The 14,016-nt window shown below is 71.7% G+C and carries 13 protein-coding genes; 8 read left to right on the plus strand and 5 right to left on the minus strand.

The annotated features are described in order from the left end of the window. Positions 1-6: 6 nt before the first annotated feature. The 4 genes from BSL84_RS22975 to BSL84_RS22990 all read left to right on the plus strand — a co-directional run bounded on the left by BSL84_RS22975 (position 7) and on the right by BSL84_RS22990 (position 3,508). Positions 7-924, plus strand: coding sequence for a F0F1 ATP synthase subunit gamma (locus BSL84_RS22975; RefSeq protein WP_030027379.1), 918 nt, complete (start codon positions 7-9; stop codon positions 922-924). After that, positions 924-2,366 (plus strand): F0F1 ATP synthase subunit beta, encoded by a 1,443-nt coding sequence (atpD, locus tag BSL84_RS22980; protein ID WP_030027380.1) that lies wholly within the window; start codon positions 924-926, stop codon positions 2,364-2,366. The genes BSL84_RS22975 and atpD overlap by 1 nt, the downstream gene beginning before the upstream one ends. A 161-nt stretch (positions 2,367-2,527) precedes the next feature. Next, positions 2,528-2,899 carry a F0F1 ATP synthase subunit epsilon gene (locus BSL84_RS22985; RefSeq protein WP_030027381.1) on the plus strand — a complete coding sequence of 124 codons (372 nt, stop codon included), beginning with the start codon at positions 2,528-2,530 and terminating at the stop codon, positions 2,897-2,899. Positions 2,900-3,061: 162 nt separating this feature from the next. Next, positions 3,062-3,508 carry a DUF2550 domain-containing protein gene (locus BSL84_RS22990; protein ID WP_030027382.1) on the plus strand — a complete coding sequence of 149 codons (447 nt, stop codon included), beginning with the start codon at positions 3,062-3,064 and terminating at the stop codon, positions 3,506-3,508. A gap of 110 nt (positions 3,509-3,618) precedes the next feature. Here BSL84_RS22990 and BSL84_RS22995 read toward each other — a convergent pair whose 3' ends face one another. The 3 genes from BSL84_RS22995 to BSL84_RS23005 all read right to left on the minus strand — a co-directional run bounded on the left by BSL84_RS22995 (position 3,619) and on the right by BSL84_RS23005 (position 7,526). After that, a complete protein-coding gene (locus BSL84_RS22995) occupies positions 3,619-5,520 on the minus strand; it encodes a glycoside hydrolase family 18 chitinase (protein ID WP_078848827.1) in 1,902 nt (633 codons plus the stop codon). Positions 5,521-5,655: 135 nt separating this feature from the next. Further along, positions 5,656-6,345 carry a response regulator gene (locus BSL84_RS23000; RefSeq protein WP_234363498.1) on the minus strand — a complete coding sequence of 230 codons (690 nt, stop codon included), beginning with the start codon at positions 6,343-6,345 and terminating at the stop codon, positions 5,656-5,658. Further along, positions 6,342-7,526: a sensor histidine kinase gene (locus tag BSL84_RS23005; RefSeq protein WP_075971029.1), complete on the minus strand. Its 1,185-nt coding sequence runs from the start codon at positions 7,524-7,526 to the stop codon at positions 6,342-6,344. Before BSL84_RS23005 ends, BSL84_RS23000 begins: the two co-directional genes overlap by 4 nt. A 161-nt stretch (positions 7,527-7,687) precedes the next feature. Between BSL84_RS23005 and BSL84_RS23010 the strand changes: the two genes are divergently transcribed. Continuing rightward, positions 7,688-8,266 carry a hypothetical protein gene (locus tag BSL84_RS23010; RefSeq protein WP_075972195.1) on the plus strand — a complete coding sequence of 193 codons (579 nt, stop codon included), beginning with the start codon at positions 7,688-7,690 and terminating at the stop codon, positions 8,264-8,266. A gap of 30 nt (positions 8,267-8,296) precedes the next feature. Here BSL84_RS23010 and BSL84_RS23015 read toward each other — a convergent pair whose 3' ends face one another. After that, positions 8,297-8,869 carry a cob(I)yrinic acid a,c-diamide adenosyltransferase gene (locus tag BSL84_RS23015; protein ID WP_045321206.1) on the minus strand — a complete coding sequence of 191 codons (573 nt, stop codon included), beginning with the start codon at positions 8,867-8,869 and terminating at the stop codon, positions 8,297-8,299. Between the two features lie 204 nt (positions 8,870-9,073). Between BSL84_RS23015 and BSL84_RS23020 the strand changes: the two genes are divergently transcribed. From BSL84_RS23020 to BSL84_RS36595, 3 genes are all read left to right on the plus strand, one after another. Then, positions 9,074-9,922, plus strand: a complete 849-nt coding sequence (locus BSL84_RS23020) for a 3-hydroxyacyl-CoA dehydrogenase family protein (RefSeq protein ID WP_075971030.1) — start codon at positions 9,074-9,076, stop codon at positions 9,920-9,922. Positions 9,923-10,094: 172 nt separating this feature from the next. Further along, a complete protein-coding gene (locus BSL84_RS23025) occupies positions 10,095-10,418 on the plus strand; it encodes an STAS domain-containing protein (RefSeq protein WP_030030436.1) in 324 nt (107 codons plus the stop codon). Between the two features lie 190 nt (positions 10,419-10,608). After that, complete coding sequence (locus tag BSL84_RS36595; RefSeq protein WP_075971031.1) at positions 10,609-13,236, plus strand: ATP-binding protein; 2,628 nt, start codon at positions 10,609-10,611, stop codon at positions 13,234-13,236. 55 nt (positions 13,237-13,291) lie between these two features. Here BSL84_RS36595 and nucS read toward each other — a convergent pair whose 3' ends face one another. Continuing rightward, positions 13,292-13,963 carry an endonuclease NucS gene (gene nucS / locus BSL84_RS23035; protein ID WP_030037138.1) on the minus strand — a complete coding sequence of 224 codons (672 nt, stop codon included), beginning with the start codon at positions 13,961-13,963 and terminating at the stop codon, positions 13,292-13,294. Positions 13,964-14,016: the final 53 nt, after the last annotated feature.

Here is a 14,016-nt window from a genome sequence, read left to right on the forward strand (position 1 = left end):
TGACTCATGGGAGCGCAGCTCCGGGTCTACAAGCGTCGCATCCGTGCCATCACGGCGACCAAGAAGATCACCAAGGCGATGGAGATGATCGCCGCCTCGCGCATCGTCAAGGCGCAGCGCAAGGTGGCGGCGTCGATGCCGTACGCGACCGAGCTCACCCGTGCGGTGACCGCGGTGGCGACCGGTTCGAACACCAAGCACGCCCTGACCACCGAGGTCGAGGCGCCGACCCGCGCCGCGATCCTGCTCATCACGAGCGACCGCGGTCTGGCCGGCGGCTACTCCTCGAACGCCATCAAGCAGGCGGAGCGGCTCAGCGAGCGGCTGCGCGCCGAGGGCAAGGAGGTCGACAGCTACATCGTCGGCCGTAAGGGTGTCGCCTACTACGGCTTCCGTGAGCGCAAGGTCACGGACTCGTGGACCGGCTTCACCGACAGCCCGGCCTACGCCGACGCCAAGCGCGTCGCGGCGCCGCTGATCGAGGCCATCCAGCTGGAAACGGCCGAGGGCGGCGTCGACGAGCTGCACATCGTCTACACGGAATTCGTGTCGATGATGACGCAGAACGCGGTCGACGGCCGGATGCTGCCGCTCAGCCTCGACAAGGCTGCGGAGGAGGACGGCGCGAAGGGCGAGATCCTTCCGCTGTTCGAGTTCGAGCCGTCGGCGGAGGACGTCCTCGACGCCCTTCTGCCGCGCTACGTCGAGAGCCGGATCTACAACGCACTGCTGCAGTCGGCCGCTTCCGAGCACGCCGCCCGCCGCCGCGCGATGAAGTCGGCGACCGACAACGCCGGGGACCTCATCAAGAGCCTCTCCCGGCTTGCCAACGCGGCCCGCCAGGCCGAAATCACCCAGGAAATCAGCGAGATCGTCGGTGGCGCCAGCGCCATGGCCGACGCGACCGCGGGGAGTGACAAGTAATGACGACCTCTGTTGAGACGGCCGCTGCCACGGGCCGCATCGCCCGGGTCATCGGCCCGGTCGTCGACGTGGAGTTCCCCGTCGACGCGATGCCCGACATCTACAACGCGCTGAAGGTCCAGGTCGCCGACCCGGCCGAGGACGGCGCGCTCAAGACGCTGACCCTTGAGGTCGCCCAGCACCTGGGTGACGGCCTGGTCCGCACCATCTCCATGCAGCCCACCGACGGCCTGGTCCGCCAGGCCCCGGTGACCGACACGGGCGAGGGCATCACCGTCCCCGTCGGCGACTTCACCAAGGGCAAGGTGTTCAACACCCTCGGTGAGGTGCTCAACTTCCCCGAGGCGAACGCCGAGGTCACCGAGCGCTGGCCGATCCACCGCAAGGCGCCTTCCTTCGACGAGCTTGAGTCGAAGACGGAGATGTTCGAGACCGGCGTCAAGGTCATCGACCTTCTCACCCCGTACGTCAAGGGTGGAAAGATCGGTCTGTTCGGTGGTGCCGGTGTCGGCAAGACCGTTCTGATCCAGGAAATGATCTACCGCGTCGCCAACAACCACGACGGTGTGTCGGTCTTCGCGGGCGTCGGTGAGCGTACCCGTGAGGGCAACGACCTCATCGAGGAGATGGGCGACTCCGGCGTCATCGACAAGACGGCGCTCGTCTTCGGCCAGATGGACGAGCCCCCGGGCACCCGTCTGCGCGTCGCCCTGGCCGGTCTGACCATGGCGGAGTACTTCCGCGATGTGCAGAAGCAGGACGTGCTCTTCTTCATCGACAACATCTTCCGGTACACCCAGGCGGGTTCCGAGGTGTCGACCCTGCTCGGCCGTATGCCCTCCGCGGTGGGTTACCAGCCGAACCTGGCCGACGAGATGGGTCTCCTCCAGGAGCGCATCACCTCGACCCGTGGTCACTCGATCACCTCGATGCAGGCGATCTACGTCCCCGCGGACGACCTGACCGACCCGGCGCCGGCGACCACCTTCGCCCACCTCGACGCGACGACGGTTCTCTCCCGTCCGATCTCCGAGAAGGGCATCTACCCGGCCGTGGACCCGCTGGACTCGACGTCCCGCATCCTCGACCCGCGGTACATCGCGGCGGACCACTACGCGGCCGCCATGCGTGTCAAGGGGATCCTGCAGAAGTACAAGGACCTCCAGGACATCATCGCGATCCTCGGTATCGACGAGCTGGGCGAGGAGGACAAGCTCGTTGTCCACCGTGCCCGTCGCGTCGAGCGCTTCCTGTCGCAGAACACCCACGTCGCCAAGCAGTTCACCGGCGTGGACGGTTCGGACGTTCCGCTCGACGAGTCGATCACCGCGTTCAACGCGATCTGCGACGGTGAGTACGACCACTTCCCCGAGCAGGCGTTCTTCATGTGCGGTGGCATCGAGGACCTGAAGGCCAACGCCAAGGAGCTGGGCGTCTCCTGATCCGGCGCGCTCCGCGAGGAGCGCGTTCGCAGGCCCCCAGCTACCGCTGGGAGAAGCCCCCGGACGGAGAGGGGCGGGTGTGTCCCGTCCCTCTCCTCACGCCCATTAGAATTTGACCCAACACCCGGCCGACCCGCCGGGTGGTGACCCGAGGAGCCACCTTGGCTGCTGAGCTGCACGTCGAGCTGGTCGCGGCGGACCGCAATGTCTGGTCCGGCGAGGCCACCCTTGTTGTCGCCCGCACCACGTCCGGCGACATCGGCGTCATGCCCGGTCACCAGCCGCTTCTCGGTGTGCTGGAATCGGGCCCGGTGACCATCCGCACCAGCGAGGGCAACACTGTCATCGCCGCGGTGCACGGCGGATTCATCTCGTTCGCGGACAACAAGCTGTCCCTGCTGGCCGAGATCGCCGAGCTCGCGGACGAGATCGATGTCCAGCGTGCGGAGCGGGCACTGGAGCGCGCGAAGGCGGAGGCCGACGCGGCCGCCGAGCGTCGCGCGGATGTCCGGCTGCGCGCCGTAACGGGCTGACCGCCCGTCGGAGTTTCAACCGCCGAGTGCCGGAGGGCGACCTCCGGGGCTCGGCAGACCTCAGCCGCGGTCCGTTCTGGAATTTTCCAGACCGGGTCGCGGCTGAGGCGATGCAGGTCCGTTTTTCTCATGCGTATTCGATGAGCGAGGAGGTCGGTGAAGATGCTCCTCGCTCTGCTTGTGAGCGGCCTGGTCGTAGCCCTGGTGGTGATCGGGCTGTTCGTCTTCGGACTGCGCCGCAGACTGATCCAGCGGTCCGGCGGGACCTTCGACTGCAGCATGCGCTGGGGTGTGTCCGAGGAGCCCGACGTCTCCGGCAAGGGCTGGGTGTACGGGGTCGCGCGCTACAGCGGCGACCGCATCGAGTGGTTCCGGGTGTTCTCGTACTCCCCGCGCCCGCGCCGGCTGCTTGAGCGCTCCTCCATCGAGGTGCTGGCCCGTCGCGCCCCGGAGGGCGAGGAGGAGCTGGCGCTGCTGTCCGACGCCGTCGTGCTCGGCTGTCTCCACCGCGGGACGCGCCTGGAGCTGGCGATGAGCGAGGACGCGCTGACGGGCTTCCTGGCCTGGCTGGAAGCGGCTCCGCCCGGCCAGCGGGTGAACGTCGCCTAGGGCGAGGGGCCCTGTACCCAGCCCGGGGGTCTGGTACCCCGGCGGGGTGAGAACGGCATGGAGAAGCCGGGGAGACGGGGGGCGGACCCGTCTCCCCGGCTTCCGTCTTCCTACTGGAGCCCGGTGTGGACCGCGTTCGCGAGTTCACCGTTCGCGGTGTCGCCGCTGAACTCCCAGTAGAAGGCTCCCCTGAGGCCCTGCTGCTTGGCCCAGGTCATCTTTCCGGCGATGGTGGCGGGGGTGTCGTAGCTCCACCAGTTGGCGCCGCACTTGGCGTAGGCCGTGCCGGCGACGGTGCCGGTGGCCGGGCAGCTGTTCTTCAGGACCTTGTAGTCCTCGATGCCCTGCTCGTACGTGCCCGGCGCCGGTCCGGTGGCGGTGCCGCCGGGGGCGGCCTGGGTGACGCCGGTCCAGCCGCGGCCGTAGAAGCCGATGCCGAGGTTGAGCTTCGAGCCGGGCACGCCCTTCGCCTTGAGCTTGGCGATGGCGTCCGCCGAGTTGAAGCCGGCCTGCGGGATGCCGGCGTAGGAGGTCAGCGGTGAGTGCGGGGCCGTCGGGCCCTGGGCCGCCCAGGCGCCGAAGAAGTCGTACGTCATGACGTTGTAGAAGTCGGTGTACTGCGCGGCGCCCGCGTAGTCCGCCTTGTCGATCTTGCCGCCGTCCGAAGCGTCGGCGGTGATGGCGGCCGTGACCAGGTTGTTCGCGCCGAAGCGGGCCTTCACGGCCTGCATCAGGTTCTTGAAGGCCGCCGGGCCGCTGGTGTCGCAGGACAGGCCGCAGGCGTTCGGGTACTCCCAGTCCAGGTCGATGCCGTCGAAGACGTCGGCCCAGCGCGGGTCCTCGACCAGGTTGTGGCAGGACTGGGCGAAGGCGGCCGGGTTCGCGGCGGCCTGCGGGAAGCCGCCGGACCAGGTCCAGCCGCCGAAGGACCACAGCACCTTGATGTGCGGGTACTGCTTCTTCAGCTTGCGCAGCTGGTTGAAGTTGCCGCGCAGCGGCTGGTCCCAGGTGTCGGCCACGCCGTCGACGCTCTGGTCGGCGGTGTAGGCCTTGTCGTAGTCGGCGTAGGCGTCGCCGATCGTGCACTGGCCGTTCTGGACGTTGCCGAAGGCGTAGTTGATGTGCGTGATCTTCGCCGCGGTGCCGGAGGTGACCAGGTTCTTCACGTGGTAGTTGCGCCCGTAGACGCCCCAGTTCGTGAAGTAGCCCAGCTTGACCTTGTCGCCCGGGTCGGGCGGGACGACCCCGCCGGTCGTCGTGACCGTGGTGGAGCCGGAGGAGGGACCGGTCTGGTCGGCGGTGTCGCGGGCGGTGACGCTGTAGGTGTACGTCGTGCCCTTGGTCAGGCCCGAGTCCGCGTAGCTCGTCCCGGTGACGGTGGCGATCTTGGCGGAGCCCCGGTAGACGTCGTAGTTCTTCACGCCCTTGTCGTCGGTGGCCGGGGTCCAGGTCAGGGTCAGCGAGGTGTCGGCGACGTTGCTCGCGGCGGGGGCGCCGGGAGCCGTGGGGGGAGCGTCGCCGGGCTGGGTGCCCCCGTCGCAGGAGGCGCCGTTGATCTTGCAGCCGCTGGGGGAGCCGGATCCGGTGCCGTTGAAGCCGAAGCTGGCGGTGGCACCGGGGGCGAGGGTGCCGTTCCAGCCGACGTTCCTGGCCGTCCAGTGCGTGCCCGAGCTGGTGACGGTGGCGTCCCAGGCGGAGGTGACCGAGGTGCCCGCCGGGTAGTCCCACTCCACGGTCCAGCTGCTCAGGGTGGTGGTGCCGGTGTTCTTCACCACCCACTTGCCCTCGAAGCCGGACCCCCAGTCGGAGGCCTTGGTGTACGTCGCGGTCGCGGAGGCGGCGGCCTGGGCCGGGCCGGCCAGCGCCACGAGACCGGTGACGGGCAGGGCGAGCACGGCGACGACCGCCGCGACTCTGGTGAAGAACCGGGTGCGCCTGGTGGGGGGTGGGGATGCTGTGCTCAAGGGTGCTCCTCCGAGGTCCGTCGCGGCCGTGGGGGCCGTCAGCGACATGGGGGTGGGACCTGCGCCGCCCGTGAGCACGCTTTGTCATGGCACGCTCACCACAGTGTGCCCGAGCGTAGAAAGGTCTGGACCAACCGTCAAGAGGTCCAGACCGGTGTCGCCCGCCGCCCTCGGCGCCCGCCGTCAGATTCCCAACTCCTGAGCCAGAACGGCCGCTTGTAGCCTGCTGCGCAGTTCCAGCTTGCCCAGCAGCCTGCTGACGTGGGTCTTCGCCGTGGCCTCCGCCATCTCCAGCCGCTCGGCGATCTCCGCGTTCGACAGGCCCTCGCCCAGAGCGCTCAGCACCTGACGTTCGCGCGGCGTCAGGGAGGCGACCGCGGCCGCCCGCTCCGGAGCCGGTGCGCCGCGCGCCGGACGGGGCGCGGCGAACTCGGCGATCAGCCGCCGCGTCACCGCCGGGGCGATCAGGCCCTCCCCGCGCGCCACCGTCCGTACCGCCGCCAGCAGCTCCGCGGCGTCGGCGTTCTTCAGCAGGAAGCCGGCGGCGCCCGCCCGCAGGGCCCCGAAGACGTACTCGTCGAGGTCGAAGGTGGTCAGCACCAGGACGTCCGCCAGGCCCTCCTCCACGACCTGCCGGGTCGCGGACACCCCGTCGAGGCGGGGCATCTGCACGTCCATGAGGACGAGATCCGGCCGCATCTCGCGGGCCAGGCGCACCGCCTCCTCCCCGTCGGCCGCCTCACCGGTCACCTCGATGTCGCCCGCGCTGCGCAGGATGAGCACCAGCCCCGCCCGTACCGCGGCCTGGTCCTCCGCCACCACCACCCGGATCGTCGCGCCTCCACCGCTCGTCATGCCCTCACCGCTCGTCATGCCTCCACCGCCCTGTCCTCCGCGGGCAGGGACGCCCGCACCTGCCACACCGCACCGCGGCGGCCCGCCGTGAACTCCCCGCCCAGCAGTTCCGTCCGCTCCTTCATGCCGATCAGCCCCGCCCCCGATCCGGGCGCGCGCGGCCCGGGGCGGTCGCCGTAGGGCGAGTCCACCGCCACGCTGAGCCGTCCGTCCTCGTGCGCCACGCGGACCGTCACCGTGCCGGGCGCGGCGTGCTTGAGGGCGTTGGTCAGGGATTCCTGGACGATCCGGTACGCCGCCAGCTCCACCGGTGCCGCCGCGGGCTCCCCGGACGGGCGGTCGTCGTGCAGTACGAAGGTCAGCCCGCTGGCCGAGCCGTTCGTCCCGGCCTGTCCGATCAGGGCGTCGAGGCCGTCCAGGGAGGGCACCGCGACCGGCTCCCGGCCGCCGCCGGCGTCCCGCAGCAGCCCGATCAGGCGACGCATTTCGGCCAGCCCCTGGACGCTGTTCTCGCGGATCACGCCGAGTGCGTCGCGGCTGGTCGCGGCCGTGTGGATGGAGAGCGCGGCGGTGGAGTGGATGGCGATGGCGGAGAGGTGGTTGGCCACCATGTCGTGCAGCTCGCGCGCCATCCGGGCGCGTTCGGCGGCCACCGCCTCCTTGCGGTCCACCTCGGCCAGCAGCGCCGTCTGCTCGGCGCGCAGCCGGGCGGCCTCGGCGGCCTCGCGGTGGTTGCGCAGGGTGGCGCCGGTCAGGGCCGGGGCGAAGGTGACGATGCCGGTGATCGCGCCGATCAGCAGGGCCTGGGGGCTCCGCAGCCAGGCCAGCGAGGCGATGGTGACGACGACGGTGATCAGGCCGGTGGTGACCGGGAGCCGCCGGGCCATGGCCGGTTTCCCGTACACGACGGCCGCGTACATCAGGTCGGTGAAGATGATGACGGTGGCGAGGCTGCCGACGGTGAACTGGTCGGCGATCACCCCGGCGGTGCCGACGGCCAGGGTCGCGCGCGGCCGGGTGCGGCGCAGCAGCTCCATCGCGCCGAGGGCCGCCAGGGGGACCAGCGCGGCCCAGGCGGGCAGGAGGTCGCGGTCGGGGGTGCTGTAGACGCCGAGCGACCAGAACACCAGGCCCGCGGCCACGCTGACCGCCGCGAGGAGGACGTCGTCGCGGTGGGGGCGCAGGCTCTTCTCGGTCACGGTCCCATCCAACAGGGTGCTCCGCCGCCGTACGTCGGCGGAGCGGCGGAGGCGCGGCTACATCGAAGGATGCAGGCCCACATGGTCATTCGCGACGACGAAACGGGCGGCGGAGGGCGGGAGCCTTGGAGGACGACGCACCCGAGCGGAAGGAGAATCCCGTGATCGTCGCGTTGATCATCGCCTGCGAGGTCGGCTTCTGGGTCCTGCTGGCGGCGGGACTCGCCCTGCGCTACCTGGCGAAGATGCCCCGGCTGGGCGCGGCGGTCCTGCTCTGCGAGCCGCTGATGGAGCTGGTCCTGCTGGTCGTCACCACGGTCGACCTCAAGAACGGCGCCGAGCCCGACTGGAAGCACGGTCTCGCCGCGCTCTACATCGGCTACACCGTTGCGTTCGGGCACTACACGATCAAGTGGCTCGACGGGCACGCCGCGTACCGGCTGGCCGGGGGGCCGAAGCCGGCGGGCGCCGGCTACGGCATGGAGCGGGCCCGGCACGAGTGGAGGCTCTGGGTGCGCACCGTGGTCGCCGCCGCCGTCGCCCTGACCCTGCTGCAGGCAGCCGTCTGGTACGTCGGCGACGCGGGCGACGTCAGCTCGCTCAGGGCGTGGCAGTTCGGCGCCCTGCGCGTCGTCGGCATCCACGCCCTGGTCGCGGCGGCCTACACGATCTGGCCGAAAAAGGCCCCCGCCGGCGCCGAGCCGGAGGCCTCCTCCCTCGCCGCGAGCGAGCGGAGGTAGGCGGAGCGCCCCCGCGGGGGCGCCTCCCGGCTACCGCTCGCCGCCCGGCACCCACAGCACGTCCCCGACCTCTTTGTTGGCCACCCGGGCCAGGATGAACAGGAGGTCGGAGAGGCGGTTGAGATAGGTGGCGGTCAGCGGGTTCATCGTCTCGCCGTGCGCCTCCAGCGCCGCCCACGTCGACCGCTCGGCGCGCCGCACCACGGTGCAGGCCTGGTGCAGCAGGGCCGCGCCGGGGGTACCGCCGGGCAGGATGAAGCTGCGCAGCTTCTCGACCTGCTCCAGGAAGAGGTCGCAGTCGGCCTCCAGCTTGTCGACGTAGAACTGCTCCACGCGCAGCGGCGGGTACTCGGGGTTCTCCACGACCGGCGTGCACAGGTCCGCGCCCACGTCGAACAGGTCGTTCTGCACCCGGACGAGCACCTTGACGACCTCGTCCGGCAGGCTGCCGAGCGCGATGGCGGAGCCGATGGCCGCGTTGGCCTCGTTGGCGTCGGCGTACGCGGAGATCCGCAGGTCGGTCTTGGCCGTGCGGCTCATGTCGCCCAGGGCGGTCGTGCCCTTGTCGCCGGTACGGGTGTAGATGCGCGTCAGGTTCACCATGCGGCCAGGGTAGATGGCGGGCGGCGGCCCGGGGCGGCGCGTGAACTGTGAGGCAGCGCACCGGTCGTGGGCCGACCGGTGTGATGTCCGTCATCTGAGACGTGACGCGTGTTACTTCACGGTCACACCGCACCCCCCGGGCGCTAGTCTCCGCCGGAGTGGCTGTGAAGCCGTGCCGTATTTGAGAACAACGAGGGGTGTGCAGTGGCTGGGAAGCTCGCCGTCATCGGTGCGGGACTCATGGGTTCCGGGATCGCTCAGGTCTCCGCTCAGGCGGGATGGGACGTCGTGCTGCGCGATGTCACCGACGCGGCGCTGACCCGGGGCACGGGCGGGATCAAGGCCTCGTACGACAAGTTCGTCTCCAAGGGCAAGCTGACGGCCGAGGACGCCGAGGCGGCGCTCGCGCGCATCACGACGACCACCGACCTGGACGCCGTCGCCGACGTCGACATCGTCGTGGAAGCGGCCTTCGAGAAGATCGAGATCAAGCACGAGATCTTCCGCGCGCTCGACAAGATCGTGCGTGAGGACGCCATCCTCGCCTCCAACACCTCCGCCATCCCGATCACCAAGATCGCGGCCGTGACGGAGCGCCCCGAGCGGGTCGTCGGCGCGCACTTCTTCTCGCCCGTCCCGATGATGCAGCTGTGCGAGCTGGTCCGCGGCTACAAGACGAGCGACGAGACCCTCGCCGCGACCCGGGCGTTCGCCGAGTCCGTCGGCAAGACCTGCATCGTCGTCAACCGCGACGTAGCCGGATTCGTGACGACCCGTCTGATCTCCGCGCTGGTCGTCGAGGCCGCGAAGCTGTACGAGTCGGGCGTGGCCACCGCGGAGGACATCGACATCGCCTGCAAGCTGGGCTTCGGCCACGCGATGGGCCCGCTGGCCACCGCCGACCTCACCGGCGTCGACATCCTGCTGCACGCCACCAGCAACATCTACACCGAGTCCCAGGACGAGAAGTTCGCGCCGCCGGAGCTCATGCGCCGCATGGTGGACGCCGGGGACATCGGCCGCAAGAGCGGCCAGGGCTTCTACAAGCACTGAGAGCGGTCCACCAACTGAGCGCCATCGTTCGAAAGCCTTCACCCGTCAGGGTGAATTAGGTATCGGTTCGCTCACGGTCGGCAACTTCCCTGCCCGCGCGGCAGTCAGTTGCAGTGAGAGTTGCCGACCACGGACCAGTTGCCATACGTACGCAGTACTGCCGGGAGTACACATGCACATCAGGGGCGACCACGCCGAACTCGCAGTCGGGGGCCGCCTCGACGTGCGCAGCGCGGCGGACGCCCGTACGGCCCTCCACACCGCGCTCGACGACGGCCACGGCGACCTCGTGCTCGACCTGACCGGGCTCGACTCGTGGGACGCGACCGGCCTCGGCGTGATCATGGGCGCGCACCGGAGGGCCGGCCGGGCGGGACGACGCCTCGTCCTGCGCGGAGTGCCGCCGCAGATGCAGCGGCTGCTCGTGGCGACCCGCCTGCACCGGATCCTCGCGATCGAGGGCGGCCTGGAAGCCGAGTCGCTGCCCCGGGTCTGACCCGCAAGCCGCTGACCTTCGCATTTCCTGCGGAAAGTAACGGTCCGGTGGTGATCGAGCCCCCACGGTTTCCCGCACGACCGGCCACGGTCTAGGGTTCGGGCGGAAACCGGACCAGTGGCGACAGCGGGTGCGCGACGGCCGGGCGGTACGACGGCGAGGCGCGCGGCCCGCGATGGGGGACTGGGTCATGGACCGTACACAAGGGCAGACCGGGCGGGACGAGCAGGCCGCGGGCGGCCCCCGGAAGCCGTCCTCCGCCTCCGCTTCCGCCGCCGGTACCACGCCGCCCGCGCCGGCTTCGCCGCCGTCCGGGCCCTCCGGACCCGCCGGCCCAGCCCGCGTCGTCACCCTGACCGCCGGCGACTTCACCCTCACCGTCAACCCCGTCGACGGCAGCGAGATCGAACCCGTGCGGCCCGGCACCGAGCGCGGTCGCCCCGCCAAGCGCGACGCCGCCGCCCGAGCGGCCGGGGACGCCGCCGCACGGCCGCCCGTACTGCCCGGCCCCCCGATACCCGCCCGGCCCCTGCTCGCCCGCGGCGAGGAACTGGAACGCCTCGTCCGGCTCCTGGGACGCGGCCGGTCCGTCCGCCTGACCGGACCTTCCGGTTCCGGACGCAGCGCGCTGCTCGACGCGGTCGCCGCCCGCTGCGCGGGCCTCGCCCCCGACGGAGTCGTACGGCTCAGCGGATACGGCCACCAGCAGCCCGGCGAACTGCTCCACGCGCTCCACGCGGCCGTGTACGACGCCCCGCGGGAGCGCCCCGAGCGCGACGAGCTCCTCGCCCGCGTGCGCGACATCGGCGCCGTCGTCCTCCTCGACGACCTGGAGATGGGCGGCAGCGCCCTCGACGAACTGCTGCGCGCGACCCCCGAATGCGCCTACCTGCTGGCGGCCACCCCCGAGACCAAGGCCCCCTCCGACGACTCCCACGTCGAGGAGGTCTTCCTCACCGGCCTCGGCAAGGACGACTGCCTGGCCCTGCTGGAAGCGGGCCTGGGACGGCCCCTGACGGACGAGGAGACCGCCTGGGCGGGCGACCTCCGGTTCGCCTCCGAGGGGCTGCCGCTGCGCTTCGTGCAGGCCGCCGCGATGCTGCGGCAGCGGGACGAGCTCAACCACAGCGACGCGGACGACGACGAGGAGGAGCCCGGCGTCTTCGAGGAGCGCCCCCGCGACAGCGGAGTGGTGCCGCTGCCCACGCTCGCCGAGGGCGCGGCCCCGGCGGAGCTGCTCGCCTCGCGGGTCAGCGAGTCGGCGCGGGCCGCCCTGCGGATCGCCTGCGCGCTCGGCGGCGAGCTGCCGCACCACGCCCACCTGCCGGCGCTCGTGGGGGACACCCACGCGGACACGGCCGTGGCGGAACTGCTGGACTGCGGACTGCTGACGCCCGTCGGAACGCGCTACCGGCTGGCCGCCGGGGTCGCCCGCCAGCTGGAGGACGTCGGTTACGCGGACACCGTGTCGGAGGAGGCCCGTACGGCCGCCCGGCACTACGCCTGGTGGACCGGGCACGCCTCGGTCGTCCCGGAGCGGGTGGGAAGGGAAGCGGACGCGGTGCTCGCGGCTCTGGCCGGCGCGGACGTGGTCGCCGCGGCGGTGCTCGCGCGTACGGCCGCCCCCGCCTTCGCGGCCTCGCTGCACTGGGAGGCCTGGGAGCGGGTGCTGCGCTCGGGAGCGGAAGCGGCGCGCAAGGCGGGGGAGGTCGCCGAGCAGGCGTACTTCCACCACGAGCTGGGTGTGCTCGCCCTGTGCGAAGGGCGCGTCGACCGGGCCCGCGCCGAGCTGGAGACCTCGATCGGGCTGCGGGGCGCGCTGGCCGACAAGCGCGGCACCGTCGCGGGCCGGCGGGCGCTGGCGCTCGTCGTGGACCGCGAGGCCGCCGGGGCGGCCGCCTCGCCCCCGCTGCGCCTGGAAGCCCCCGCGGCGGCCTCGGAGGCCGTGACGGTGGCGACCCCCGCGACCCCGCCGACACCCACGAAACCCGCGACCCCGGCCGGGCCCGCTGCGCCGGCCGCACGGCCGAACGCGGTCACCAAGGCCCTCCCGTCGGCGAAGCCGGCCACCCCCGTCCGGCCCCGCCCGGCCGTGGCCCCGCCGGAGGATCCGGCCGTCTCCGAGGCCGCCGTGACCCGTGTGGCCCCCGTGACGCCCGCAGGCCCGGTCTCCGCCGAGGCGGTCAGCCGGATGACCCCCGTGGTGCCCGTCAACCACCGCTCGCAGACGCCCACGACCCTCTCCGAGGTGTTCGAGGACGCCTTCCCGCTGTCGCCGGAGCCGGCCTCGGCCTCGGCCGCGGCTCCGGTCCCCGCCACCGCCACCGCCAAGCCGTCCTCGGACCCGGGCCGGCGGCGCCGGGTGCTGCTGGCCGCCGCGGGAGCGCTGACGGTCGTCGCGCTGGGCACCGTCGTGAGCCTTGCGATGACCACGCCGGACACACCGGACACCGAGCCGCCCGCGAACGGGCCCGCCGTGTCCTCGACCCCGGCGTCCGCGTCCCCGACCACGGTGCAGCAGAACAGCGGGAACGATCCTGCGCCGGAGCCGCCCGTGACGGCGCCCTCGAACGGCGCCACCACCCCGCAGGAGAGCGCCGCCGCGCCCTCGCCCGGCCGCACCCCGGGCCGCACCCCCTCCCGCCGCCCGTCCTCGACGCCGACCAACTCCCCGCGTCCGGGCACCCCTTCGACCGCACCGACCACCGCGGGCCCGACCACGGCCCCGACGGCGACCGGCGAGGCCACGCCCACGGCCACCGCGGCGCCCACCGGACCGGGGACGGCCACCGCCACCTCGCCGACCACGGCCCCCTGATACGCCACCGGCTCCGTCCTCGCGGACGGAGCCGGCGTTCGTTCGCCGAACGGGATCAGAACAGGCGCAGCTTGTCGTCCTCGATGCCGCGCAGGGCGTCGTAGTCCAGCACCACGCAGTCCATCCCGCGGTCCGTCGCCAGCACCTTCGCCTGCGGCTTGATCTCCTGCGCGGCGAAGACGCCCCGGACCGGGGCCAGGTGCGGATCCCGGTTGAGCAGCTCCAGGTAGCGGGTCAGCTGCTCCACGCCGTCGATCTCGCCGCGCCGCTTGATCTCCACGGCCACCGTCGCGCCCGAGGCGTCCCGGCACAGGATGTCCACCGGGCCGATCGCCGTCATGTACTCACGCCGGATCAGCGTGTAGCCGTCGCCCAGCGTCTCGATCCGGTCGGCGAGCAGCTCCTGGAGGTGCGCCTCCACGCCGTCCTTGATCAGCCCCGGGTCGGTGCCCAGCTCGTGGGAGGAGTCGTGGAGCACTTCTTCCATGGTGATGATGAGCTTCTCGCCCGCCTTGTTGACGACCGTCCACACACCGGCGTCGTCACCGCTCCCCTCTTTGAGGGTGCACGGCGGCGACATCCAGTTGAGCGGTTTGTACGCCCGGTCGTCCGCGTGGATCGAGACACTGCCGTCGGCCTTCACGAGGATGAGACGGGGTGCCGAGGGCAGATGGGCGGTGAGGCGGCCCGCATAGTCGACGGAGCAGCGGGCAATCACGAGACGCATGGTCGGCAACGCTACTCGACCTACGGCCCTCCACGCGATTCGCCCCTGAAAGC

It is taken from the genome of Streptomyces sp. TN58 (assembly GCF_001941845.1).
Taxonomy (GTDB): Bacteria; Actinomycetota; Actinomycetes; order Streptomycetales; family Streptomycetaceae; genus Streptomyces.